General features: G+C 51.5%; 23 protein-coding genes, 2 tRNA genes and 1 pseudogene. 1 reads left to right on the plus strand and 25 read right to left on the minus strand.

Annotation, left to right across the window (positions count from 1 at the left end; translation table 11 throughout):
* The 21 genes and pseudogenes from SC127_RS00005 to sdhC form a co-directional block, all read right to left on the minus strand.
* Positions 1-73 (minus strand) — tRNA-Lys (locus SC127_RS00005).
* 57 nt (positions 74-130) lie between these two features.
* Positions 131-206 (minus strand) — tRNA-Lys (locus SC127_RS00010).
* 165 nt (positions 207-371) lie between these two features.
* A complete protein-coding gene (cpoB, locus tag SC127_RS00015) occupies positions 372-1,172 on the minus strand; it encodes a cell division protein CpoB (protein WP_215847312.1) in 801 nt (266 codons plus the stop codon).
* A 9-nt stretch (positions 1,173-1,181) separates the two neighbouring features.
* On the minus strand, positions 1,182-1,703 hold the full coding sequence (gene pal, locus SC127_RS00020) for a peptidoglycan-associated lipoprotein Pal (RefSeq protein ID WP_215847313.1): 522 nt from the start codon (positions 1,701-1,703) through the stop codon (positions 1,182-1,184).
* Between the two features lie 51 nt (positions 1,704-1,754).
* Positions 1,755-3,050 (minus strand): Tol-Pal system beta propeller repeat protein TolB, encoded by a 1,296-nt coding sequence (gene tolB / locus SC127_RS00025; RefSeq protein WP_215847314.1) that lies wholly within the window; start codon positions 3,048-3,050, stop codon positions 1,755-1,757.
* A gap of 115 nt (positions 3,051-3,165) precedes the next feature.
* A complete protein-coding gene (gene tolA / locus SC127_RS00030) occupies positions 3,166-4,473 on the minus strand; it encodes a cell envelope integrity protein TolA (protein WP_243078324.1) in 1,308 nt (435 codons plus the stop codon).
* Positions 4,474-4,500: 27 nt separating this feature from the next.
* Positions 4,501-4,932 (minus strand): colicin uptake protein TolR, encoded by a 432-nt coding sequence (gene tolR / locus SC127_RS00035; RefSeq protein ID WP_215848318.1) that lies wholly within the window; start codon positions 4,930-4,932, stop codon positions 4,501-4,503.
* A gap of 13 nt (positions 4,933-4,945) precedes the next feature.
* Positions 4,946-5,632 carry a Tol-Pal system protein TolQ gene (gene tolQ, locus SC127_RS00040; protein WP_215847316.1) on the minus strand — a complete coding sequence of 229 codons (687 nt, stop codon included), beginning with the start codon at positions 5,630-5,632 and terminating at the stop codon, positions 4,946-4,948.
* On the minus strand, positions 5,629-6,033 hold the full coding sequence (gene ybgC, locus SC127_RS00045; RefSeq protein ID WP_215847317.1) for a tol-pal system-associated acyl-CoA thioesterase: 405 nt from the start codon (positions 6,031-6,033) through the stop codon (positions 5,629-5,631). The genes tolQ and ybgC overlap by 4 nt, the downstream gene beginning before the upstream one ends.
* A 196-nt stretch (positions 6,034-6,229) precedes the next feature.
* Positions 6,230-6,467, minus strand: a pseudogene (locus tag SC127_RS00050) (cyd operon YbgE family protein).
* 32 nt (positions 6,468-6,499) lie between these two features.
* A complete protein-coding gene (cydX, locus tag SC127_RS00055) occupies positions 6,500-6,613 on the minus strand; it encodes a cytochrome bd-I oxidase subunit CydX (protein WP_215847318.1) in 114 nt (37 codons plus the stop codon).
* A 15-nt stretch (positions 6,614-6,628) separates the two neighbouring features.
* Positions 6,629-7,768 carry a cytochrome d ubiquinol oxidase subunit II gene (gene cydB, locus SC127_RS00060; RefSeq protein WP_332624841.1) on the minus strand — a complete coding sequence of 380 codons (1,140 nt, stop codon included), beginning with the start codon at positions 7,766-7,768 and terminating at the stop codon, positions 6,629-6,631.
* 11 nt (positions 7,769-7,779) lie between these two features.
* On the minus strand, positions 7,780-9,351 hold the full coding sequence (gene cydA, locus SC127_RS00065) for a cytochrome ubiquinol oxidase subunit I (RefSeq protein ID WP_332624842.1): 1,572 nt from the start codon (positions 9,349-9,351) through the stop codon (positions 7,780-7,782).
* A gap of 615 nt (positions 9,352-9,966) precedes the next feature.
* Entirely contained in the window at positions 9,967-10,842 is an 876-nt protein-coding gene (gene sucD / locus SC127_RS00070) for a succinate--CoA ligase subunit alpha (RefSeq protein ID WP_215847320.1), read from the minus strand.
* Positions 10,842-12,008 carry an ADP-forming succinate--CoA ligase subunit beta gene (gene sucC, locus SC127_RS00075; protein WP_215847321.1) on the minus strand — a complete coding sequence of 389 codons (1,167 nt, stop codon included), beginning with the start codon at positions 12,006-12,008 and terminating at the stop codon, positions 10,842-10,844. Before sucC ends, sucD begins: the two co-directional genes overlap by 1 nt.
* A gap of 68 nt (positions 12,009-12,076) precedes the next feature.
* Complete coding sequence (odhB, locus tag SC127_RS00080; RefSeq protein WP_215847322.1) at positions 12,077-13,297, minus strand: 2-oxoglutarate dehydrogenase complex dihydrolipoyllysine-residue succinyltransferase; 1,221 nt, start codon at positions 13,295-13,297, stop codon at positions 12,077-12,079.
* A gap of 15 nt (positions 13,298-13,312) precedes the next feature.
* The gene (gene sucA, locus SC127_RS00085) at positions 13,313-16,120 is read right to left on the minus strand and encodes a 2-oxoglutarate dehydrogenase E1 component (protein ID WP_243078328.1); all 2,808 of its coding nucleotides are present in this window, start codon (positions 16,118-16,120) and stop codon (positions 13,313-13,315) included.
* Between the two features lie 207 nt (positions 16,121-16,327).
* A complete protein-coding gene (locus SC127_RS00090) occupies positions 16,328-17,044 on the minus strand; it encodes a succinate dehydrogenase iron-sulfur subunit (protein WP_215847323.1) in 717 nt (238 codons plus the stop codon).
* Between the two features lie 17 nt (positions 17,045-17,061).
* Complete coding sequence (gene sdhA, locus SC127_RS00095) at positions 17,062-18,828, minus strand: succinate dehydrogenase flavoprotein subunit (protein ID WP_215847324.1); 1,767 nt, start codon at positions 18,826-18,828, stop codon at positions 17,062-17,064.
* The gene (gene sdhD, locus SC127_RS00100) at positions 18,829-19,176 is read right to left on the minus strand and encodes a succinate dehydrogenase membrane anchor subunit (RefSeq protein ID WP_215847325.1); all 348 of its coding nucleotides are present in this window, start codon (positions 19,174-19,176) and stop codon (positions 18,829-18,831) included.
* A complete protein-coding gene (gene sdhC, locus SC127_RS00105) occupies positions 19,170-19,559 on the minus strand; it encodes a succinate dehydrogenase cytochrome b556 subunit (RefSeq protein WP_215847326.1) in 390 nt (129 codons plus the stop codon). Before sdhC ends, sdhD begins: the two co-directional genes overlap by 7 nt.
* Positions 19,560-20,191: 632 nt before the next feature.
* Between sdhC and SC127_RS00110 the strand changes: the two genes are divergently transcribed.
* The gene (locus SC127_RS00110; RefSeq protein ID WP_215847327.1) at positions 20,192-21,475 is read left to right on the plus strand and encodes a citrate synthase; all 1,284 of its coding nucleotides are present in this window, start codon (positions 20,192-20,194) and stop codon (positions 21,473-21,475) included.
* 58 nt (positions 21,476-21,533) lie between these two features.
* Here the strand turns inward: SC127_RS00110 and nei are convergent, their stop codons facing one another.
* From nei to SC127_RS00130, 4 genes are read right to left on the minus strand one after another with little or no spacing between them, the layout of a single operon-like run.
* Positions 21,534-22,322, minus strand: a complete 789-nt coding sequence (gene nei / locus SC127_RS00115) for an endonuclease VIII (RefSeq protein ID WP_243078329.1) — start codon at positions 22,320-22,322, stop codon at positions 21,534-21,536.
* 11 nt (positions 22,323-22,333) lie between these two features.
* Entirely contained in the window at positions 22,334-22,981 is a 648-nt protein-coding gene (gene pcp, locus SC127_RS00120) for a pyroglutamyl-peptidase I (RefSeq protein WP_332624843.1), read from the minus strand.
* Positions 22,982-22,988: 7 nt separating this feature from the next.
* Positions 22,989-24,005, minus strand: coding sequence for a DUF979 domain-containing protein (locus SC127_RS00125; RefSeq protein WP_332624844.1), 1,017 nt, complete (start codon positions 24,003-24,005; stop codon positions 22,989-22,991).
* Positions 24,005-24,733 carry a DUF969 domain-containing protein gene (locus SC127_RS00130; protein WP_215847330.1) on the minus strand — a complete coding sequence of 243 codons (729 nt, stop codon included), beginning with the start codon at positions 24,731-24,733 and terminating at the stop codon, positions 24,005-24,007. Before SC127_RS00130 ends, SC127_RS00125 begins: the two co-directional genes overlap by 1 nt.
* Positions 24,734-24,788: the final 55 nt, after the last annotated feature.

Here is a 24,788-nt window from a genome sequence, read left to right on the forward strand (position 1 = left end):
TGGGTCGTGCAGGATTCGAACCTGCGACCAATTGATTAAAAGTCAACTGCTCTACCAACTGAGCTAACGACCCATCTAAGGTTGTGAAGCAATGCTGAAGTCATCTCTTAAGGAACATATCCGGAGAAGATGGTGGGTCGTGCAGGATTCGAACCTGCGACCAATTGATTAAAAGTCAACTGCTCTACCAACTGAGCTAACGACCCATCTTCAGGCTTACCAGACACATCTGCAATGTGTCCCGGCAACGGCGGCATATATTACTGATTTACCGAGGTAGCACAACCCTTTTTTCTTTAAAAAGGTTTGATTGCTCACCTTTCATTCGGCAAGACCAGAAATCAAACGATATCCGGTCTGACCTGCAACAATTACAATCCAGAAAGACGTTTTTGTGCTTGTTTAGCCGACTCGGTGTTCGGATAAAGTTTGATCACCTGCTGGAAAACGGCTTTGGCTTTTGCCGTGTCGTTTTTCTCTTGCATGATGACGCCAACCTTAAGCAACGCTTCTGAAGCCTTAGGTGATTTTGGATAATTCTTTACCACGGTGGCGTAATAATAAGCGGCGTCGTCCTTTTTCCCTTTGTTGTAAAACAACTGGCCTAGCCAATAATTGGCGTTAGGCTGATAGGTGGAATCAGGGTAACGCTTTACCCATGCCTGAAGCGCGGTAATGGCCTGGTCGTACTGTTTTTTCTCAAGAATCAACGCAACCGCAGCATTGTAATCGCTATTTGCATCGCCGCTTTGTACAGGCGCGCCTGTAGAGGCCGCTGCGCCCGTATCAGCGCCTGTGCTAGCTGCGGCAGCAGAATCAGCGTTCGCATCACCAGCCGCCGCCTGTTGCCCGCCATTGCTATTGCTGCTCAGACTGTCGATCTGTTGATAGATCTGTTTCTGACGCTCAACAACTTGGTTCAACTGATAGGTGTTTTGCTGGATTTGCCCACGCAGCGAGTCAATATCGCTTTGGTTGTCGCTCATTTGCTGCTGCAGTTGTTGCAAAAGCTGAGCCTGAGCATTCGAGATTCGTTCAAGAGTGGTGACACGGTCTTCGACCGAGCCGGAGCCAACGCTACTGATTGACGCTTGGGCATTAGCGGCCCAAGGGACCGCTACGCCAATCAGTAACGACAGACTCATTAGATGACGTCTGAAGTTACTAACCATGTGATTCTCTTAGTAGACCAGAACTGCACGACGGTTTTTAGAATAAGCTGATTCGTCATGACCTAAGACGGCTGGCTTCTCTTTACCGTAAGAAACGATAGACATTTGGTCAGCAGAAACGCCTTTACCTTGCAGGTACATTTTAACGGCGCTAGCACGACGCTCGCCCAGGGCGATGTTGTATTCCGGCGTACCGCGCTCATCCGCATGACCTTCGATGGTCACTTTGTATGATGGGTTGCTACGCAGGAAAGAAGCGTGCTGATCCAGCATCTGAGCGTAATCAGACTGAACGTCATATTTGTCCAGGCCGAAGTACACGATGTTGTTCTGCTGCAGCTGTTGCATCTGCAGACGCGCTTGCTCGTCAGAAGACATGTTGCCGCTGCCGTTTGCGCCAGCACCGTAAGCACCATCAGCGCCGCCCATGCCGGTCTGATCGTTATTGTTGTTTTTGTGTGAGCTACAAGCCGCTACAGCCAAAACCGGCAGAGCCAGCAGTAAACCCTTCAGCACTTTGTTCAGTTGCATTTCTTAAATCCCGTTATTGTTTATTGTTTGTGATGCCTGTTTTATCAGGCATTACAGATACGGCGACCAGGCAGGAAATTTGACCTGTCCATCAGTAGCCGGAAGACGCGCTTTGAAACGTCCGTCGGTTGAAACCAACTGCAACACGGAACCCATCCCCTGAGTAGAGCTATAGATTACCATCGTGCCGTTCGGTGCCAGGCTCGGCGTTTCATCCAGGAACGTGTCCGTTAACGTTTGAACGGCTCCCGTTTCCAGATCTTGTTTGGCGACGTGTTGAGCACCACCGTTGGTGCTAATCATCACCATAGATTTGCCATCAGTAGCGACGTCCGCATCCTGGTTCTGTCCACCTTCCCAGGTAATACGCTGCGGCGCTCCGCCATTAACGCCAATCTTGTAAATTTGTGGTGCACCCGCCTGATCGGAGGTATAAGCCAGCGTCTGGCTATCCGGGAACCAGGTAGGCTCGGTGCTGTTGTAGCGACCATCGGTCACTTGACGTGTCTGACCAGACGCTAAATCCATCACATACAGGTTAAGGCTGCCGGTTTTCGACAAGGCGAAAGCGAGCTTAGAACCATCAGGAGAGAACGCTGGCGCACCGTTGTGACGTGGATAAGAAGCAACCTGACGGATTGCACCGTTAGAGAGCGTCTGTACTACCAGCGCTGATTTACCACTTTCAAAGGTCACGTAAGCAACTTTGCTGCCGTCTGGAGACCAGGCTGGTGACATCAGCGGCTGTGGTGAACGATGCACAACAAACTGGTTGTAGCCATCGTAATCAGCTACGCGCAGCTCATAGGGGAACTGGCCGCCATTCGTCTGTACGACATAGGCGATACGCGTACGGAAGGCACCTTTGATACCGGTCAGCTTCTGGAACGTTTCATCACTGGCGGTATGAGCCGCATAACGCAGCCACTGCTTAGTGATTTTGTAAGAGTTCTGAGCCAGCACGGTTCCCGGTGCAGCACCGGTATCGACCAACTGATAAGAAACTTGATAGCTGCCATCTGGGTTAGATTGAACCTGACCGACGACAACGGCATCAATACCTAATGCGCTCCATGCAGCTGGCTGCACTTCCTGTGCGCTGGTTGGCTGCTGTGGAAGACGTGAACGATCAAGCGGATTAAATTTACCGCTGTTACGCAAGTCTGCTGCGACGATACCACCGATATCTTCCGGTGCAGCGCCAGCGCCAGCCCATTTAAACGGAACCACACCAATTGGACGCGCAGTATTGACGCCTTGGGTGATCTCAATGCGAACTTCTGCATGCAGCACAGCTGCCCACAGTAATAGAAAAAAGCTTAACGATACGCGAAGTGCTTGCTTCATTTTCTCTCCCTTATCTGAACCTCAGTCCACGATAATTGGCACTGTTCCTGGAAACCATGAGTACAACTAAAATACGGCAAGCTAACCTTAGATCAACCTGCCATAAGTTACTGCATTATTGCGGCCTAAAACGCATTGGTGCGTTTTTAAACACTTCATATACCGCGGGTGAAGGCGGTTTTGGAATGCGTGCTTGCTTCGCCGCTGCGATTGCAGCCTGGCATAATGCGGGATCACCGCCTTCTGCCTTAACGTCAATCAACAAGCCATCTGGCGCAAGTTTAATACGTAAGTCACAGCTCTTTCCGCGATACAGATCCGCATCATAGAAACGGCTCTGAATTGCACTGGTGATTTGACCCAAATAGGCGTTCACTTCTGCACCTGAAGCACCGGCTTTCTTCTGATTCCCCTGCCCTGCTGCGCCGCCTGAAGCGCCACTTTTCGGTGCATTCTTACCTGAAGTTAAGCCACCTAATAAATCATCAACATCGCTGTCATTCTTCGCGGCTTCTGCAGCGGCTTTCTTCTTGGCGTCAGCTGCCGCTTTCGCTTTAGCAGCGGCATCCGCTTTGGCTTTCGCTGCGGCATCGGCTTTTGCTTTGGCATCAGCTGCCGCTTTCGCTTTGGCTTCTGTTGCGGCTTTTTCTTTAGCCTCTTCAGCAGCCTGAGCTTTAGCTTCCCTGGCTTCTTCAGCCGCTTTTTCTTTGGCCTCCTGCGCAGCTTTCGCTTTTGCATCCGCAGTTGCTTTGGCTTTCGCCTCCGCATCAGACTTCGCTTTAGCAGCAGCGGCGGCTTTTGCTTCCTCAACCGCTTTTTCCTTCGCGGCAGCAGCAGCAGCGGCTTTTGCCTGTTGATCAGCCTGTTTTTTAGCGTCGGCAGCCGCTTCCTTAGCCTGCTCTTCAGCTTTTTGTTTAGCGTCTGCGGCCGCTTTGGCCTGAGCATCTGCCTGTGCTTTAGCATCGGCTTTCGCTTTGGCGGCAGCGGCTTCGGCAGCTTTTTGCTGCTCCTGAGCTTGCTTAGCCGCAGACTCAGCCGCTTTCTGCTGCTCAGCCTGCTGTTTAGCCTGTTCCTTTGCTGTTTCCTGCGCTTGCAAACGCTCTTTCTCTAACTCTTTCAAACGCTGCTGCTCGGCGGCCTGCTTTTGCTGAAGCTCTTCAGCCTGCTGCTGCGACTGTTTTTTACGCTGCTGCTCAGCACGTTGGCTGTCGCTTTGCTGATTTTGCTGTCGGTTGAACTGTTCCACTACCGCACCAGGATCGACCATTACTGCATCGATATCGCTGCCGCCACCACCGCCGCTGGCTTCAATGTGCTCATTGAATGAGCTCCATATCAGCAGCGCGATCAGCACGATATGCAGAACCACCGATACAATTATCGCGCGCTTTAACTTCTCGTTTTGCTCGGTTGCCTTCGACACTCTCGGTTCCCAAAAAACGGTTCGATTTTAAATCGGCTGCGTCATCAAACCGACAGATTTAACACCCGCTTGGTGCAGCAGATTAAGCGCTTTGATGATTTCGTCGTAAGGCACTTCTTTCGCACCCCCGATCAAAAACACGGTCTTTGGATTGGATTCCAGTCGACGCTGCGCTTCACTGATCACCTGCTCAGGCGGCAATTGTTCCATGCGATCGTGATCCACCACGAGGCTGTATTGACCGACGCCTGACACTTCAACAATTACGGGCGGATTATCATCGCTGGAGACGGTTTTCGAATCCGTTGCATCCGGTAAATCCACTTCCACGCTCTGGGTAATAATGGGTGCCGTCGCCATAAAAATCAGCAGCAGCACCAGCAGGACGTCCAGCAGCGGAACAATGTTGATTTCCGACTTCAGTTCGCGGCGACCACCGCGACCACGCACTCTGGCCATCATTAACCTCTATTTACTTAGCGCTTTCGCTGGAGAATGCCTGGCGATGCAGGATGGCGGTGAACTCTTCCATAAAGTTGTCGTAGTTCTGCTCCAGTTTATTGACGCGCTGATTGAGTCGGTTAAAAGCCATCACCGCAGGGATTGCGGCGAACAAGCCGATTGCTGTAGCGATCAACGCTTCTGCGATACCCGGCGCAACCATTTGCAGGGTTGCCTGCTTCACCGCACCCAAGGCGATAAAGGCATGCATGATCCCCCAAACAGTCCCGAACAGGCCGATATAAGGGCTGATTGAACCCACGGTACCCAAGAAAGGAATGTGATTTTCCAGCGACTCTAATTCACGGTTCATAGAAATACGCATAGCACGGCCAGCCCCTTCAATGACCGCTTCAGGTGCATGACTATTTACCCGATGCAGGCGCGCAAACTCTTTGAAACCCGAATAAAAAATTTGCTCGGATCCAGAGAGTTCATCACGGCGGCCCTGACTTTCCTGATACAGGCGAGAAAGCTCAATACCGGACCAGAATTTATCTTCAAACGCTTCTGCTTCGCGCCCCGCCGCGTTCAAAATACGTGTACGCTGAATGATGATCGCCCAAGAGGCAATCGAAAAGCCGATCAAAATCAACATGATAAGTTTGACCAGAAGGCTCGCCTTCAGGAACAAATCAAGAATGTTCATGTCAGTCACTGCTTGAACTCCGCGACAATAGACTTGGGAAGCGCAATCGGCTTCATTAGATGTGGGTTTATGCAGGCAATCAGGACTTCTGCTTCATTGAGCACTTTACCTTCTGCATTCACGATACGTTGCGTGAACGTCATCGTCGCTCGCGTCATTGAAGTCACTTCACTTTGAATTTCAAGAAGATCATCAAGACGTGCCGCCGAAAGATAGTCCACCGTCATACGCCGCACCACAAAAGCAATCTGCTGTTCTAACAGCACCTGCTGATTGAAATGATGCTGACGCAACATTTCGGTACGTGCTCGTTCATAAAAAGCGATATAGCTGGCGTGATAAACCACACCACCGGCATCGGTGTCTTCGTAGTAGACCCGAACCGGCCAGCGAAACAGCGTTGTACTCACTCTACATCCCGGCCTCGTTTTAAACGTTGCTACTATACGCAAGACAATTCGGGTTTGGAATGGGTGTCCAGAGCCAAGAGAAAATAATTATCAGTCCGTAACAATCGGAACTATTTAAGGGAGGTTTATTGACCAAATGCTGACAAATAATCACCGCCAGCCTCGATTTTGCTTAGAAAAGCCAGCGATAAATGGGCTAAAAGGAAAGGAATGATATAACCCATGCCGCTAAGGATGAAAATAGCGCCTGCCAACGGGTTTGGCTGGGACGAAAATCGATACCGTGATTAACCACCGTGCAAACCGCCCAAATCATCAAAAAAACGTGCCTCATGATGGGCACCTGCTGCGAAGCGCGAAGGTCCCCACCTTACACATCCGGCTAACAGCAAAGCCAGTATTCAAGAAAGGGCCCGAAACGGGCCCTTGTCTATTAGACGCTATAACGTCCGACTCAGCTGGCACATCAGGCGTGATCGTCTTCTGCAGCACGCTCTTCTATATGCTCAATCGCCAGCGCGGTGATGATTCCAAAGGCGCAAGCCAGCAGCGTGCCGAGAATCCAGGCAAAATACCACATGCGTCGTCTCCTTACTCAATACAGCGAGTGCGTGTTGCTCTCGATGTGTTCTTTGGTAATGCGACCAAACATTTTGTAGTAACACCAGGCGGTATACGCGAGGATCAACGGAACAAAAATGGCCGCGGCGAAAGTCATAATTTTCAGTGTCAGCAAGCTGGATGTGGCATCCCAAAGGGTTAGGCTGATGTCCGGCACCGTGCTGGAAGGCATAATGAACGGGAACATCGCAATACCTGCAGTCATGATCACGCACGCTAATGTCAGCGAGGAGAAGATAAATGCCCATGCACCTTTCTCAAGGCGTGAAAAAATAATCGTCAACAGAGGCAGCAACACGCCCAGTAATGGGAACAACCACAACGTCGGCATGCTTTCAAAGTTAACCATCCACGCCCCCGCTTCGCGCACCACTGTTTTACCCAACGGATTAGACGCTGCATGATGATCAATGAGGCTCTTCACTACATATCCGTCGATACCGTATTTCACCCACAGGCCGGCGAGCACGAAACAGACCATCATCACCAGCGCGGCTATCTGCGCAGCAGCGCGTGAGCGTACATGCAGTTCACCAGTGGTGCGCATTTGCAAGTAAGTGGCACCTTGCACCAGAATCATTGCCACACTGATCACACCCGCCAACAGGCCGAACGGATTAAGTAGCTGGAAGAAATTACCGGTATAAAACAGGCGCAGATATTCATCTGCATGGAACGGCACGCCTTGCAGCAGATTGCCGAAAGCCACACCAATCACCAACGGCGGTACAAAACTGCCGATGAAAATGCCCCAATCCCACATACCACGCCAGCGCATATCTTCTATTTTCGAACGGTAATCAAAACCTACCGGACGGAAGAACAACGATGCCAGCACCAGGATCATCGCGACATAGAAACCAGAAAACGCAGCGGCATAGACCATCGGCCAGGCAGCAAACAGCGCGCCGCCTGCAGTGATCAACCAAACCTGGTTGCCATCCCAATGGGGGGCAATGCTGTTAATCATGATGCGCCGTTCGGTATCAGTGCGGCCTAACACCCGCGTTAACATGCCCACGCCCATATCAAAGCCGTCGGCAACAGCGAATCCAATCAGCAAGATGCCAATCAGCAGCCACCAGACAAAGCGTAGAACTTCGTAATCAAACATGGTTGTTCTCCTTATCCACGCACCGGCTGAGAAAGAGTTGTCATTTCTTCATAGTGATAACGTCCGGTTTTTAGGCTGCTTGGCCCTAGTCGCGCAAACTTGAACATCAAATACATTTCGGCCACCAGGAACAGTGTGTACAGACCGCAAATCAAAATCATTGAGAACAAAAGATCGCCGACGGTCAGAGAGGAATTCGCGACTGCCGTTGGCAACACTTCACCAATTGCCCAAGGCTGACGCCCATATTCTGCGACAAACCAACCGGCTTCGATCGCAATCCATGGCAGCGGAATGCCATACAGCGCCGCTTTCAACAGCCAACGATTTTTGCCGATGCGATTACGAATCACACTCCAGAACGACAGCCCGATAATGCCTAACAAGAGCACGCCGCTGAGTACCATGATGCGGAAGGAGAAATAGAGTGGCGCAACGCGTGGAATCGAATCTTGCGTCGCTTTCTGAATTTGCGCTTCTGTCGCATTCGCGACGTTTTCGGTATAGCGCTTCAGCAGCAGGCCATAGCCCAGATCCTGTTTACTGTCATTGAAGGCTTCACGTACTGCTGGATCCTGACTTCCGCCGCGTAGCTCATTCAGCAAGGCGTAGGCTTTCATGCCGTTGCGAATGCGGACTTCATGTTGCTCCAGTAACTCTTTCAGGCCAGTTACCGGCGTGTCCACCGAACGCGTAGCGATAAGCCCAAGCAAATAGGGAATTTGAATCGCGTATTTGTTTTCTTGCGTTTCCTGATCAGGCAAGCCAAACAGTGTAAAGGCTGCTGGCGCTGGCTGGGTTTCCCATTCTGCTTCAATGGCCGCCAGTTTGGTTTTCTGTACGTCACCCATTTCGTACCCGGACTCATCACCCAATACGATCACGGATAATATCGCCGCCATACCAAAGCTCGCCGCAATAGCGAACGATCGCTTAGCAAAAGCCGTATCGCGCCCTTTCAGCAGATACCATGCGCTGATCCCCATAATGAACATCGCGCCTGCGGTATAGCCTGCCGCCACGGTATGCACGAATTTCACCTGCGCAACCGGATTCAACACCAGCTCAGAGAAGCTCAGCATCTCCATACGCATGGTTTCAAAATTGAACTCGGAGGCGATTGGATTCTGCATCCAACCATTCGCGACGAGGATCCAGAGGGCGGACATGTTTGATCCCAGCGCCACCAGCCAGGTGACTGCCAGATGTTGCACTTTGCTTAGCCGATCCCAGCCAAAGAAGAACAAGCCGACGAAAGTAGACTCTAGAAAGAATGCCATCAAACCTTCAATGGCCAGCGGCGCCCCGAAAATATCGCCAACATAGTGTGAATAGTAGGACCAGTTAGTCCCGAACTGAAACTCCATGGTCAGACCGGTCGCCACTCCGAGCGCAAAGTTGATACCAAACAACTTGCCCCAGAACTTGGTCATATCTTTATAGATTTGTTTACCACTGAGAACGTAGACCGTTTCCATGATTGCCAGCAGAAACGCCATACCCAGCGTTAAAGGGACAAACAGGAAATGGTACATCGCCGTCAAAGCAAACTGTAAACGCGACAGCTCGACGATATCTAGCATAATGACTCCTTGCTCCTCGCATACCCCTTTTTAGCCGCGTAAAAAGGCACTAAATAAGAGTCAGGAACGACTGATTATTAATTCCAGTTTTGTTATTGGCAGAACAGGTAAAAGTGCTGCCTGATAAAGGCGAATAACGAGACTTATAAACCCTGAAAAGCGTCAATACAGGCCGATTATTTAAACGGATGTGAGAAAAGTAGGGGGAATTTGATAGCACCCCATATTTCAGCAAATGTTTGAATCTTTTTATAAAAGGCTGGATTGATGCAGCGCAATTTAAGCCTTTAACGTTGCGCTTTTCCAGCAATAAACTTTTTTATAAGTCGCCAATAATTGATCTGGATTAACGCATTACATTTCCGAATAGTGTCAGGTAATCTGGTTGTTAAAAAAGTGTCAGTAATGATTGGATTTATTTGGAAACGTATTACTTTTAACCCTTTTTATTAACGCCCGTTTTCTCTATGAAAACCGCACAAAATTAATAGCGCACTGAAATAGGAAAGGTGAATAACATGCGGTTGCATTTAACATTCGCCTGTTTTGACGGGCAACTTAAAAAGGCAAAAAAAAAGCCACCCGAAGGTGGCTTGATGTCGCGAAAATTAAAGTTTATTTCGCTGGCAGAACCGCTTTGACGGCGTCGCCGATGTCAGCCAGGCTGCGAACGGTTTTCACGCCAGCTGCTTCCAGCGCGGCGAATTTCTCATCCGCCGTTCCTTTACCGCCAGCAATGATGGCACCTGCGTGGCCCATACGTTTACCTTTAGGCGCTGTCACACCCGCGATATAACCTACAACTGGCTTGGTGATATGCTCTTTGATAAATGCAGCCGCTTCTTCTTCTGCACTGCCGCCGATTTCACCGATCATCACGATCGCTTCAGTCTGCGGATCATCCTGGAACATTTTCAAGATGTCGATGAAGTTAGAACCTGGGATTGGGTCACCGCCGATACCGACGCAAGTCGACTGGCCATAACCGATGTCGGTGGTCTGCTTAACCGCTTCATAAGTCAGCGTACCGGAACGTGAAACAATGCCCACGCGGCCTGGCTGATGAATGTGGCCAGGCATGATACCGATCTTACATTCGCCTGGAGTAATCACGCCCGGACAGTTTGGTCCGATCATGCGGACGCCAGCTTGATCCAGCTTCACTTTCACGGTCAGCATATCCAGCGTTGGGATACCTTCAGTGATGGTGATGATCAGTTTAATGCCCGCGTCGATCGCTTCCAGGATACCGTCTTTACAGAACGGAGCTGGAACGTAGATCACGGTGGCAGTTGCGCCCGTGGCTTCAACCGCTTCGCGTACAGTGTTAAACACCGGTAAACCGAGATGCGTAGTGCCGCCTTTGCCTGGCGTTACGCCGCCAACCAGTTGCGTACCATAAGCCAACGCCTGCTCAGAGTGGAATGTGCCCTGTCCGCCGGTGAATCCCTGGCAGATAACTTTGGTGTTTTTGTCGATCAAAATGGACATTATTTACCCTCCGCAGCAGCAACAACACGCTGTGCCGCGTCTGTCAGGCTGGTTGCTGCAATGATGTTCAGACCGCTGTCCGCCAGTTTCTGCGCGCCCAGCTCGGCGTTGTTACCTTCCAGACGTACCACCACTGGCACGTTCACACCCACTTCAGCCACTGCGCCAATGATGCCATCGGCAATCAGGTCACAGCGCACAATGCCGCCGAAGATATTAACGAACACGGCTTTAACCGCATCGTCAGACAGGATGATTTTGAAGGCTTCGGTAACGCGTTCTTTGGTTGCGCCGCCGCCAACATCAAGGAAGTTAGCAGGTTGACCGCCGTGGTGTTTAACGATGTCCATGGTGCCCATTGCCAGGCCCGCACCGTTAACCATACAGCCGATGTTACCTTCCAGCGCAACATAGTTCAGTTCCCACTGCGTAGCATGTGCTTCACGTGGATCTTCCTGACTTGGGTCACGCATTTCGCGCAGCTCAGGCTGACGGAACAGTGCGTTGCCATCAGCACCCAATTTACCATCCAGGCAGATCAAATCGCCTTGTTTGGTGATCACCAGTGGGTTGATCTCAACCATCGCCAGATCGCGTTCCAGGAACAGATTCGCCAGACCCATAAAGATTTTGGTGAACTGGCTCACTTGCTTGCCGCTCAAACCCAGTTTGAACGCCAGCTCACGACCTTGATATGGCAGTGGCCCGGTTAACGGATCAAGCGCCATTTTGTGAATCAAGTGTGGGGTTTCTTCCGCCACTTTCTCGATTTCTACGCCACCTTCAGTCGATGCCATGAAGATCACGCTGCGGGTTGCGCGGTCAACCACGGCACCCAAATAAAGCTCTTGATCAATGTCTGTTGCTGCTTCAACCAAAATCTGGTTTACCGGCTGACCGTGAGCGTCAGTTTGGTAAGTTACCAGACGCTTGCCGAGCCAATGTTCAGCAAACGCACGAATCTCTTCTTTACTGTTAACCAACTTCACACCGCCCGCTTTACCGCGGCCACCGGCATGAACCTGACATTTAACTACCCACGGTCCTGCGCCAATTTTAGACGCTGCTTCTTCCGCTTCACGTGGTGTAGTACAGGCGTAACCCGTTGGTGCCGGCATGCCATACCGTGCAAACAGCTGTTTCGCCTGGTATTCGTGTAAGTTCATGATGTTCTATCCATTCAGGTCTGAAAAGAGTAATAAGGTTGGGCGCGCCGTAGCGCGCCCGATGAAAATCAGACGTCCAGCAGCAGACGTGCCGGATCTTCCAGCATCTCTTTCACCGCAACCAGATAGCCAACAGATTCGCGGCCATCAATCAGACGGTGATCGTAGGAGAGCGCCAGATACATCATTGGCAATACCACAACCTGACCATTTACCGCCATCGGGCGATCTTTGATGGCATGCATGCCCAAAATCGCGCTCTGTGGTGGGTTGATGATCGGGGTGGACATCAGCGAGCCGAAGACGCCGCCGTTGGTAATGGTAAAGTTACCGCCAGTCAGATCATCTACAGTCAGCTTGCCGTCACGGCCTTTTACAGCCAGCTCTTTAATTTTCTTCTCGATGTCAGCCATGCTCAATGCATCAACATCACGCAGTACTGGCGTTACCAGACCACGCGGCGTAGATACCGCAATACTGACGTCGAAGTAGTTGTGGTAAACCACATCTTCGCCATCAATTGAAGCATTTACTTCTGGATAGCGTTTCAGCGCTTCAACAACCGCTTTGATGTAGAAGGACATGAAGCCCAGACGCACACCGTGGCGTTTCTCGAAGGCGTCGCCGTACTGCTTGCGCAGATCCATGATCGGCTTCATGTTCACTTCGTTGAACGTTGTCAGCATCGCAGTGCTGTTTTTCGCTTCCAGCAGACGCTCTGCAACACGCTTACGCAGACGCGTCATCGGAACGCGTTTTTCGCTGCGATTAGCCACAGCTTGCTGCGGGGCCGCTTCAGCAGCAGGTGCAGCGGCTTTTGCGGTTTCCGGTTTCTTGGCCAGATGTTTTTCAACATCTTCACGTGTCAGACGACCACCCACACCGCTGCCTTTGATCTGCGAGGCATCTAAATTGTGTTCCGCGATCAGGCGACGAATCGCCGGGCTGAGCGCGTCGTTGCTCTCTTCTTCCAGTGAGGCGGTCTGACGCTGAGCCGGTGTGGACTCTTTGCTGTCAGCTTTGGCACTGGTTTCTTTACCGGCACTGTTGCCCTCTTTCAAACGCCCCAGAATCTGGCGCGAAGTCACGGTTGCGCCTTCGTCTTCCAGTACAGCTTCGAGAACGCCATCGGCGGAAGCAGGCACTTCCAGTACCACTTTGTCAGTTTCGATCTCTACCAGCACTTCATCACGAGTGACGGCATCGCCTGGTTTCTTGTGCCAGGTTGCCACGGAGGCATCGGCAACGGATTCAGGCAGGTCGGGAACGAGAATATCTACGCTACTCATTATCTTTCCTTTTAATTAATCAACGTTCAGCGCGTCATTAACCAGGTCTTGCTGCTGTTTTTGGTGTACGGACATGTAACCCACGGCCGGTGAAGCGGATGCCGGGCGGCCTGCATAACGCAGAGTTGCACCAAAGGGCACGACTTCGCGGAAATGATGCTGACTGCAATACCAGGCGCCTTGGTTCAGGGGCTCCTCCTGACACCAGACAAAATCCTGCACATGGGAATACGCTTTCAAAATTTCTTGTACTGCCTGATGCGGGAACGGATAAAGCTGCTCGATACGCAGAATCGCGACATCGGTCTGCTCATTTTTACGACGCTGCTCCAGCAGATCGTAATAAACTTTACCGGCACACATCACGACGCGTTTAACGCCTTTCGGATCGAGCGCATCGATTTCGCCAATTGCCGGTTGGAAGCTGCCTTCTGCTAATTCATCCAGTGTTGAAATAGCCAGCGGATGACGCAGCAGCGATTTCGGTGACATAACGATCAGCGGACGGCGCATACCGCGCAGCGCCTGACGACGCAGCATGTGGTAAACCTGCGCAGGCGTTGACGGAACGCAAACCTGCATGTTCTGCTCAGCACAGAGTTGCAGATAACGTTCCAGTCGGGCAGATGAGTGCTCTGGGCCTTGACCTTCATAGCCGTGCGGCAACAGCATCACCAGGCCACACATGCGGCCCCATTTCTGCTCGCCGGAGCTAATGAACTGATCGATAACAACCTGTGCGCCGTTGGCGAAGTCACCGAACTGCGCTTCCCAAATGGTCAGGATGCGTGGCTCAGCGGTGGCATAACCATATTCAAAGGCCAATACCGCTTCTTCGGATAACACTGAATCCCAAACTTTGAACTGTCCCTGACCGCTGTGCACATGATGCAGCGGCGTATAGGTTGAGCCGTTAGCTTGGTTATGAATTACCGCATGGCGATGGAAGAAAGTGCCGCGGCCAGTATCTTCACCAGATAAGCGAACCGGAATGCCTTCATCAACCAGCGTGGCGTAAGCCAGGTTCTCAGCGCCGCCCCAGTCAAAGGCTTTATTGCCTTCGGCCATCTCTTTGCGATCGTTGTAGATCTTGGTAACGCGCGACTGAACTTCCACTTCTTCTGGGATCTGGCTGATACGACGCGCCAGTTCTTGCAGGCGTTTCTTATCCACCTGTGCCGGATAAGCTTCATCCCACTCGTGGTTAAGATACGGCGACCAGGTAAAGGAGTGCAGGCTCATTGGACGCCATTCCGGCACCACGCATTCACCTTCATCCAGCGCGTCACGGTAAAGATTCACCATTTCGGTGGCATCTTCTTGCGTAGCAACACCTTCGCTTTCAAGGCGATCGGCATAAATTTTACGCGGGGTCGGATGCTTTTTGATTTTCTGGTACATCAACGGCTGCGTGGCGCTTGGCTCATCCGCTTCGTTGTGACCATGACGGCGATAGCACACCAGATCAATGAAGACATCACGTTTGAAGGTATTGCGATAATCCAACGCCAGGCGCGTAATAAAGGCGACGGCTTCTGGATCATCAGCATTGACGTGGAAAATCGGGGCCAACACCATTTTACCGATGTCGGTGCAATAAGGCGTTGAGCGGGCATCTTTCGGATTGGAGGTGGTGAAGCCAACCTGGTTGTTGATCACGATGCGAACGGTACCGCCCACTTCGTAGCCACGCGCCTGAGACATGTTCAGGGTTTCCTGCACCACGCCTTGGCCGATAATTGCCGCATCGCCATGAATAGTGATTGGCAACACTTTATTGCTGCTTGGCTCGGAGAGACGATCCAGACGCGCACGAACTGAACCCATCACCACGGGACTCACGATCTCAAGGTGAGATGGGTTAAACGCCAACGCCAGGTGCACTAAGCCGCCTTCGGTTTCAACGTCTGATGAGAAGCCCATGTGGTACTTCACATCACCGGTGCCGAGGTGTTCTTTGTGTTTACCCGCGAATTCGTCAAACAGATCCTGCGGCTTCTTACCCAGTACGTTAATCAGTACGTTGAGACGACCACGGTGCGCCATACCCAGCACCACTTCACGCGTGCCGCTTTTGCCCGCGTGACGAATCATCTCGCGCAGCATCGGAACCAACGCATCGCCGCCTTCTAACGAGAAGCGTTTAGCGCCTGGGAATTTTGCGCCGAGGTATTTTTCCATCCCCTCTGCCGCAGTCAGCTCTTTCAGGAAACCTTTTTTCTCTTCGTTGCTGAAGGAGGCCTGGCCCACCACTGACTCAAGACGCTGCTGAATCCAGCGTTTCTCGTCGGTGTTATTGATGTGCATATATTCTGCACCAATGGAGCCGCAATAGGTCTGGTTCAGCGCGTCGAACAGATCGGCCAGCTTCATGGTTTCTTTGCCACCGGCAAAAGAACCTACGTTAAAGCTTTCCTGAAAATCGGCGTCGGTCAGATCGTGAAAAGCGGGATCGAGATCGGAGACACGATCCTGTTTCCACAGGCCGAGCGGATCAAGATTAGCATGCTGATGACCGCGAAAACGAAACGCGTTTATCAACTGCAACACTTTCACTTGTTTGGAGTTTGTTGCTGGATCGGAAACTGAGGAGGTGTAACGAGATGCATCTTTCGCCAGGCGACGGAAATACTCGCGCGTGGTGGAGTGAAACTGTTCTGGTTTCACGCCGGTGCCTGGGAGCTGTTGGAACATCGTGCGCCACACTGCATCGACAGAGTCAGGATCGGTCAGGAAATCCTCATAGAGCTGCTCTATGTAAGACTGATTCGCGCCGGCCAGCCAGGAAGAGTCCAGCCAGGGTTTCATCGCGCTGTTCTGCATTGTGATCCCTTAAGCATTGTTATGCTTTTTTGAGGTTTCATTTGTTGCCGCTTACGCGGTTTGCCGTAGTGAGTTCAGCGATACGAGCACTGTGCGCAGCGCGCGCCCGGCCCGTAAGGGAACCTTTGTAAACGTAGTACACGACCACGTTTACAGAGGCTTCCGTAAATCGTCCGGGAACCTGAGGTTCCCGGACGATAAAAATACTTATGCCCCGCGTTGCAGCAGCATCGACTTTATATGGCCGATAGCGCGTGTCGGGTTCAATCCTTTAGGACATACGCTCACACAGTTCATGATGCTGTGACAGCGGAAAACACTGAAAGCATCATTAAGATTGTCGAGACGCGCATCGGTTTCGGTGTCGCGGCTGTCAATCAGGAAGCGGTAGGCTGCCAACAGGCCGGCAGGTCCAATAAATTTATCTGGATTCCACCAGAATGATGGGCAAGACGTTGAGCAGCAGGCGCAGAGAATACATTCGTATAATCCATCCAGATGCTCACGTTCTGCCGGCGACTGTAAATGCTCGCGCGCCGGCGGATTTTCCCCATTATTCAACAAGAAAGGTTTAATTTTCTCATATTGCGCATAAAACTGACTCATGTCCACAACCAGGTCGCGGACAACCGGCAGACCCGGCAGTGGGCGAATAACAATGGTTTTTTTACCGTTGCCCAACGCCGATACCGGCGTGATGCAAGCCAGGCCATTTTTGCCGTTCATGTTCAGGCCGTCAGAACCACACACGCCTTCACGGCATGAGCGGCGAAAAGCCAGAGTAGGATCTTTTTCTTTCAAACGGATTAACGCGTCCAACAGCATCATGTCGCGACCATCTTCCGCTTCGAGGCTGTATTCCTGCATGCGCGGCTTGTCATCGACGTCTGGATTGTAGCGATAAATTGAAAATTCGAGTCTCATGATCGTCTCTCCGCAAATTAATAAGTACGCACTTTCGGCGGGAACGCCGCGCGCAGTTTCGGCTGCATGTTTACCTCACGGCGCGTCATGCTCTCGGTTTGCGGGATATAAAGACTGTGGCACAGCCAGTTTTCATCATCACGATCCGGGTAGTCGAAGCGACTGTGCGCACCGCGACTTTCGGTGCGATAGTTTGCTGCCACTGCGGTGGCGTAAGCGGTTTCCATCAGGTTATCCAGCTCCAGGCACTCAATACGTTGAGTATTAAAGTCTGGTGAGCGGTCATCCAAACGCGCTGATTTCAGGCGTTCACGGATCACTTTCAGCTCAGCAAGCCCTTCTTTCATTGCATCACCTTCGCGGAACACCGAGAAATTGTTCTGCATGCAGCGCTGCAGCGCCTTGCGAATCTCAACCGGATCTTCGCCAGTGGTGTTGTTTTCCCAACGATTGAAGCGCGCCATAGCTGCATCAATCTCTTCCAAAGAGGCATCACGCAGCTCGCCCTGCTCGGCAATCGACTCCAGCAGATGCAAACCGGCTGCGCGACCAAATACCACTAAGTCGAGCAGTGAGTTTCCACCGAGGCGGTTAGCGCCATGCACGGATACGCAGGCGATTTCACCCACGGCAAACAGGCCTGGAATGACCACATCTTCGCCCTGCTCGTTCACGCGCAGCGCCTGGCCCGTTACTTTGGTCGGAATACCGCCCATCATATAGTGGCAAGTTGGGATCACTGGGATCGGCTCTTTAACCGGATCCGCGTGAGCAAACGTACGAGACAGCTCAAGAATGCCTGGCAGACGTGATTCAAGAACGTCTTTACCTAAATGATCGAGTTTTAGCTTAAGGTGTGGGCCCCAAGGACCATCACAGCCGCGGCCTTCACGAATTTCAATCATCATCGAACGTGCCACTACATCACGACCCGCAAGGTCTTTGGCGTTAGGTGCATAACGTTCCATAAAGCGTTCGCCGTGTTTGTTCAGCAGATATCCGCCTTCACCACGACAACCTTCTGTCACTAATACACCCGCACCGGCAATACCGGTTGGGTGGAACTGCCACATTTCCATATCCTGAACCGGCACGCCTGCGCGCAGCGCCATGCCGACACCGTCGCCAGTGTTGATGTGGGCATTGGTGGTTGACTGATAAATACGGCCCGCGCCACCGGTTGCCAGCACAGTAGCTTTGGCTTTGAAGTAAACGGTTTCACCCGTTTCAATGCAGATTGCGGTACAACCGACAACTGCGCCATCTTCATTTTTAACCAAATCCAGTGCATACCACTCAGAGAAGATGGTGGTTTTGTTTTTCAGGTTCTGTTGGTAAAGCGTGTGCAGCAGCGCATGACCGGTACGGTCAGCGGCGGCGGCAGTACGTGCCGCTTGTTCGCCACCGAAATTCTTCGACTGGCCGCCAAACGGACGTTGATAGACACGACCATCTTCAAGGCGCGAGAACGGTAAACCCATGTGTTCCAGTTCCAGAATCGCTTCAGGTCCGGTTTTACACATATATTCAATCGCGTCTTGGTCACCGATATAATCGGAACCTTTGACGGTGTCGTACATATGCCATTCCCAGTTATCTTCATGGGTGTTACCCAGCGCGACGGTGATGCCGCCTTGCGCAGATACGGTATGGGAACGGGTCGGGAAAACTTTAGATAGCAAGGCACAGCTCTGTCCTGCTTGGGAGATTTGCAATGCGGCTCGCATTCCTGCGCCGCCTGCGCCGATCACCACGGCATCAAACTCTCTGATTGGCAAACTCATTTACACACCCCACACCACAACAAACCCATAAATCGCATAGGACAACAACGTCACCACGACCACCAATTGCAACACCAGACGCTGCGCTACTGATTTAACGTAATCAGTTAACACTTGCCACATGCCAATCCAACCGTGGATCAGAATGGAAAACAGCGTCAGCAGGGTGAATACTTTGGTAAAGGCCGAAGCGAAGAATCCACGCCAGATGTCATAAGTCAGCGTGTCTGTCATCACTACAAAGCCGAGTATGTAGAGGATGTAAAGCGTAATGAGAATTGCAGAAGCCCGCAGCAGCAGCCAGTCCTGAATGCCGTTGCGACCCAACGCGGATGCATTGCTTACCATACGAGGACTCCAGCCAAAATTGAAAGCACGACAGTAATACCAATTGCCACCTCAGCCGAGCGCGAGCCTGCTTGCAGGGTCTCAGCCAGATAACCAAAATCCATCAACATATGACGAATCCCGCTCACCGCGTGGTAAGCCAACGCCGTTAAAATGCCCCACATAATGAACTTCGCGAAGAAGCCATCCATGATGGTTGCAGCGTGTTGGAAACCTTCCGGAGAGGAGAGAGACAAGCCCAGTAACCACAGCAGAATGGCAAGCGCAACCAAGGTAATTACGCCAGTAACGCGGTGGAGAATAGACGATATTGCAGTAACGGGAAACCGGATCGTCGAGAGATCCAAGTTGACAGGTCTTTGTTTTTTCACGGTTTTGCCCACACAGCTCTTTTTTATTTTGCTTCCTCCGGTCCTGAGGCGGAGTCGGATCACGCGACGTGTTCAGACTTTAACCGTCACCAAAAAAGCAACATCCAGTGTTAATTGACGCGGTAGAAACGCTGGGTGGCTCCTGGTGTCAGGGAATTCCGGAGACCTCGGCGAAGTATAGGAGGATCACAATCTGATTACAATTCCCCTACAAACACTTTGGGAACATTTCGGTTGAACAGTGATCTTACTCACGATTTTCACATTTGATACAAATTTAATTATCTGATTTGACAATAGTTAAACAATTCAGTTACAAACTAACCCAATAAACTCCTATGATGCACAAAAGTTATGGGGATACACTTTCCCCTAAGCTCAAGTTATGTAACATTGCGAGCGTGAGCCACAACAAGCATCAGGTTATTGGTTACCAAGAAGTTATGTCCAGACCGGATCTTTAACAACCTCGATATGCAGCATGTCATGGCTTTACGGTTCCTGACGGGAACATGCCTCTCACTCTGTACCCTGCACCAGACTTATGAACGCAGAGTGAAATTGTGAAGTTTTGCCACCCGCAACATGAACGCTTTTCAGGTGTCTAAAGATCCTTACCTACATAAGGCGCTATGGAGACGAAAATGACAGATAAAAAAGTGACGCTAACCCTACAAGATGATACGTCTTTTGAACTGGACGTGCTGGAAGGCACCTTAGGCCAGGATGTCGTTGATGTCCGTACCCTTGGCTCAAACGGCTTATTCACCTTCGATCCGGGTTTCACTTCTACAGCGTCATGCGAATCCAAAATTACCTTTATCGATGGTGACGAAGGTATTCTGCTGCACCGTGGTTTCCCGATTGATCAGTTGGCTACCCATTCGAATTATCTGGAAGTGTGCTACATCCTGCTGAATGGCGAAGCACCGACGAAGCAACAGTTTGACGAGTTCCGCACCACGGTTACCCGCCACACTATGATTCACGAACAAATTAACCGCCTGTTCCACGGCTTCCGTCGCGATTCGCATCCGATGGCGGTAATGTGCGGTGTGACTGGCGCGCTGGCCGCGTTTTATCACGATTCATTGGATGTTAATATTGAGCGTCACCGTGAAATTGCAGCTTTCCGTCTGCTGTCAAAAATGCCGACCATGGCAGCGATGTGCTACAAATATTCGATCGGGCAGCCGTTTGTTTATCCACGCAATGATCTGTCATATGCCGGGAACTTCCTGCATATGATGTTTGCAACGCCATGCGAAGAGTACAAGGTCAATCCTGTACTGGAACGCGCAATGGACCGCATTCTGATTCTGCATGCCGATCATGAGCAAAACGCTTCAACGTCAACCGTGCGTACTGCCGGTTCGTCTGGCGCTAACCCCTTTGCCTGTATCGCGGCGGGTATCGCATCGTTGTGGGGGCCTGCTCATGGCGGGGCTAACGAAGCGTGTCTGCGTATGCTGGAAGAGATCAGCACCGTTGAGCATATTCCTGAGTTCGTTCGTCGTGCGAAAGATAAGAATGACTCTTTCCGCCTGATGGGCTTTGGTCATCGTGTTTACAAAAACTATGACCCACGCGCAACCGTGATGCGTGAAACCTGTCATGAAGTCTTGAATGAACTGGGTATGAAAGATGATCTGCTGGAAGTGGCGATGGAGCTGGAGCACATTGCGCTGAACGACCCGTACTTTATCGAGCGCAAACTCTATCCAAACGTGGACTTCTACTCCGGTATTATTCTGAAAGCGATGGGGATTCCATCTTCAATGTTTACCGTGATCTTCGCCATGGCGCGTACTGTTGGCTGGATTGCTCACTGGAAAGAGATGCACGACGAAGGCATGAAAATTGCGCGTCCGCGTCAGCTTTACACCGGTTACACTGAGCGCGAATTTAACTCGCAGCTGGAAAAATAATTTCTTTTAAACAGTAAAAAAGCGGGGATTTCCCCGCTTTTTTTATGACGCGTTCAGGCTAAACCTGACAGCCCGGACACCAGTAAAAGGGTCTGGACGACAGCGTTCCCTTCTCAATCAGTGTTCCGCAACGCCGACATTTCTTGCCCTGCCGATGAAACACTTCGAAGCGAAAAGCCGCTTCAGAGTGATATTTTTTCATCGTTCCTCGCATGCGATAAGCGTGACGTGGTACCGATAACAGCGCCTCGCTGAATGCTGTCAGCTGTGCTTCGCTTAATGAATGTGCCCGATGCTGCGGCAACAGTTCTGCTAACCACAAAATTTCAACCCGAAGGTAGTTACCCAACCCGGCAAGAAAGGCTTGATCCAGTAACAATCCACTGAACTGTCGGCGGCTGAAGCGCGGTGAAAGTAGCCGTTGTTTGACTTCTTCCACCGTCAACGTGCTGTCCAGCACATCCGGGCCAATGCGATTCAAAAAGGGATGGCTGGCGAGCGTATCCGCATTTAGCAGTTCAATATCTGACGCGCTATAGAGCAAAATCGCTTGCTCGGCGGTAGCCAATCGAACCCGCAGTTGCCGTTTCGTTTCTGGCTGGCTTTCAGGTAAGACAATACGCCAGACGCCATAAAGCTGATTGTGACTGTAAAGCGTTAAGCCATTGCTGAAATGCGTCAGCAACGCTTTACCCCGCGTTTCAATCGCCTGTACCTGCTCACCGAGCAGCGACGGTTCGTAGGTTTTCAGCTCAGGAAAGGCAAACCAGACATCCGTTAACGGTTGCCCGACAATGGCTGTTTCAAGCTGATCCGCCACACGGCGGATCTCCGGTCCTTCTGGCATTTATCCGCCTATTAGTGTGTTGCTCCACCCACGACTTTCAAATCCTCTTTTATCTCTAACGTGACGCGAACGGCAATTTCCAGCGCCTGAATCACGTTAGCCGAAGACATACTCGGTGCGCCAGGATGCTGTGCCGCCTGCTCTGGCAGATAAGGGATATGAATAAAACCGCCCCGCGCTGAACTGCCTTGGGTTTGCAGCCAATGCAGCAAACCATACATCACCCGGTTACAGGTAAAGGTGCCCGCAGTTTGTGATACCGACGCGGGAATGCCCGCTTCACGTACCGCCGCGACAATGGCTTTGATCGGCAAGCGTGAGAAGTAGGCCGCTGGGCCATCCTGCACAATCGCTTCATCCACCGGTTGTTTACCGGCGTTATCGGGAATGCGCGCGTCATCCACATTAATGCCAATCCGCTCGACGGTAATGTCGCTACGTCCGCCCGCCTGCCCTACCGAAATAATCGCGTCAGGTTTAATCTCATCCAGCGCCTGATTAAGTACGTTCAACACTTCGCTGAACACTACCGGCAATTGGCGCGTAACAATGATTGCGCCAACAATTTGCTTGCCTTCCAGCGCCCGTACCGCTTCCCATGAAGGATTAACATCTTCCCCACCAAAAGGTTCGAACGCGGTCATCAATACAGTTTTCATTCTTTCCTCACAGGAACATCAGAAAATAGAGCAAAAAGACGTTAACGATTAACAGTAGCACACCGGTTGGCACCTGAGCCTTGATGACCGCGTTACGGTCTGGTAGCTCAAGCAATGCCGCAGGCACGATGTTGAAGTTAGCGGCCATCGGTGTCATCAACGTACCGCAATAGCCAGAGAACATGCCAATCGCCGCCATCACTGCTGGATTACCGCCATGCTGCAAGACAAGAATGGGGATCCCTACGCCTGCGGTAATAATCGGGAAGGCAGCAAACGCGTTGCCCATGATCATGGTCAACAGCGCCATGCCAACAGCATAAACCGCAACCGCAATAAAGCGATTATCGACTGCTAAATAGGTTTCCGTAAGGTGTGAAATCGCGCTGCCGACGCCTGCCGTAGTGAACAATAATCCCAGCGTGGCCAATATTTGCGGCAGGATGAATGCCCAGCCGATGGCATCAAGCAGACGGCGCGTTTCCTGCATCGACTGCACAGGTTTCTCGTGGGTCATTTTCAACGCCACCAGCCACCCCACCAAACACCCAACCATCATTGAAAACAGCGTCACCAGAGTAGAATGATTGCCGGGGCCAAATACCGCGTCTTGCAAACCCGGGATATGGTTAAACGCTAAGACACCGACCACGGTGATTACCGGAATGGCTAGCGCAGGCAGAAACAGTTTGTTGTGCAAACGTTTTGCGCTGACCTTTTTTTCTTCGTCACTACGTTGATGATAGCGGCCTAATTTTACACCGCCTAAACCTGCGATGAGCGCCATCACCACCACCGCAACACCCACTACAATATGCAGCGTACGTGTGCCGACTTCCGGCGTTCCCATCAACTGCGTCATTAAACGCGTGGTCCAATCACCGACCAGAAAAATCAAGCCGTACAGCGCCCAGAACAAACCGGTGGTAAAACGACGCGGGTTGGCGCTGTCACGCCAGGAAAGTACCGCCACAACCAGCAGGATAATGCCTGCCAGCCACATCAAATATTGTTGCTGAAACATTATTGGCCCTCCTTGGCTTTCAATGCCTGGCTATTCAGCGTCTGTAATTCACGTGACAGTTTGCGATCCAAGCGAACCAGACGTGCTGAGTGGATTAGGAAGGCAGCAATCGCTGTTGGAATACCCCACAGCGCAATGTGCAAGGGCTCGGTCTGAATGCCTGCCGACTCTTGCATGAAGTTATGCATGAAGATAATGGCACCGAAAGCCACAAAAATATCTTCGCCAAAGAATAAACCTACGTTATCCGTTGCCGCTGACATCGCGCGCAGACGATGACGTACCTCAGGTGAAACCTCACCATAACGGTTCTCGGTAGCGCCTTCAGCCATTGGTGCTAATAGCGGACGCACCATCTGTGGATGGCCACCCAGGCTGGTTAATCCCAGCGCGGCGGTGATTTCACGCACCAGTAGATAGACGATCAGCAAGCGACCGGCGGTCGCGGTTTTGATCTGAGCAATCCAAGCTTGCGCGCGCTCTTTCAAACCGTGGCGCTCCAGCAGGCCGATCACTGCCAGCGGTAACAACAGAATCAGCGGCAGATTTCGCGTATTTAAAAAGCCTGCGCCCAGCTTTTCCAGGATGTCAGCAATCGGCATCATCGCGGCGATACCGGTCACGAAACCCGCAACAATCACCACCAACACCGGATTAAAACGTAATAAAAAGCCTACCACGATGGCGGCAATGCCGAGCAGCGGCCAAAGGTTCACCACGCTGTCCATATTTTCCCCTTATGAGATAAAAAAACCCGGCGCATTGCCGGGCTAACAGTCAACA

It is taken from the genome of Pantoea sp. T14 (assembly GCF_036663535.1).
In the GTDB taxonomy this organism is placed as follows: domain Bacteria; phylum Pseudomonadota; class Gammaproteobacteria; order Enterobacterales; family Enterobacteriaceae; genus Pantoea; species Pantoea phytostimulans.

What these genes read in the sequence shown, in the direction of transcription:
- cpoB (WP_215847312.1), bottom strand. Translation starts at nt 1,172, where the DNA reads ATGGTTAGTAACTTCAGACGTCATCTAATGAGTCTGTCGTTACTGATT.
- pal (WP_215847313.1), bottom strand. Translation starts at nt 1,703, where the DNA reads ATGCAACTGAACAAAGTGCTGAAGGGTTTACTGCTGGCTCTGCCGGTT.
- tolB (WP_215847314.1), bottom strand. Translation starts at nt 3,050, where the DNA reads ATGAAGCAAGCACTTCGCGTATCGTTAAGCTTTTTTCTATTACTGTGG.
- tolR (WP_215848318.1), bottom strand. Translation starts at nt 4,932, where the DNA reads ATGGCCAGAGTGCGTGGTCGCGGTGGTCGCCGCGAACTGAAGTCGGAA.
- cydX (WP_215847318.1), bottom strand. Translation starts at nt 6,613, where the DNA reads ATGTGGTATTTTGCCTGGATTCTCGGCACGCTGCTGGCTTGCGCCTTT.
- cydB (WP_332624841.1), bottom strand. Translation starts at nt 7,768, where the DNA reads ATGTTTGATTACGAAGTTCTACGCTTTGTCTGGTGGCTGCTGATTGGC.
- cydA (WP_332624842.1), bottom strand. Translation starts at nt 9,351, where the DNA reads ATGCTAGATATCGTCGAGCTGTCGCGTTTACAGTTTGCTTTGACGGCG.
- sucD (WP_215847320.1), bottom strand. Translation starts at nt 10,842, where the DNA reads ATGTCCATTTTGATCGACAAAAACACCAAAGTTATCTGCCAGGGATTC.
- sucC (WP_215847321.1), bottom strand. Translation starts at nt 12,008, where the DNA reads ATGAACTTACACGAATACCAGGCGAAACAGCTGTTTGCACGGTATGGC.
- odhB (WP_215847322.1), bottom strand. Translation starts at nt 13,297, where the DNA reads ATGAGTAGCGTAGATATTCTCGTTCCCGACCTGCCTGAATCCGTTGCC.
- sucA (WP_243078328.1), bottom strand. Translation starts at nt 16,120, where the DNA reads ATGCAGAACAGCGCGATGAAACCCTGGCTGGACTCTTCCTGGCTGGCC.
- SC127_RS00090 (WP_215847323.1), bottom strand. Translation starts at nt 17,044, where the DNA reads ATGAGACTCGAATTTTCAATTTATCGCTACAATCCAGACGTCGATGAC.
- sdhA (WP_215847324.1), bottom strand. Translation starts at nt 18,828, where the DNA reads ATGAGTTTGCCAATCAGAGAGTTTGATGCCGTGGTGATCGGCGCAGGC.
- sdhD (WP_215847325.1), bottom strand. Translation starts at nt 19,176, where the DNA reads ATGGTAAGCAATGCATCCGCGTTGGGTCGCAACGGCATTCAGGACTGG.
- SC127_RS00110 (WP_215847327.1), top strand. Translation starts at nt 20,192, where the DNA reads ATGACAGATAAAAAAGTGACGCTAACCCTACAAGATGATACGTCTTTT.
- nei (WP_243078329.1), bottom strand. Translation starts at nt 22,322, where the DNA reads ATGCCAGAAGGACCGGAGATCCGCCGTGTGGCGGATCAGCTTGAAACA.
- pcp (WP_332624843.1), bottom strand. Translation starts at nt 22,981, where the DNA reads ATGAAAACTGTATTGATGACCGCGTTCGAACCTTTTGGTGGGGAAGAT.
- SC127_RS00125 (WP_332624844.1), bottom strand. Translation starts at nt 24,005, where the DNA reads ATGTTTCAGCAACAATATTTGATGTGGCTGGCAGGCATTATCCTGCTG.
- SC127_RS00130 (WP_215847330.1), bottom strand. Translation starts at nt 24,733, where the DNA reads ATGGACAGCGTGGTGAACCTTTGGCCGCTGCTCGGCATTGCCGCCATC.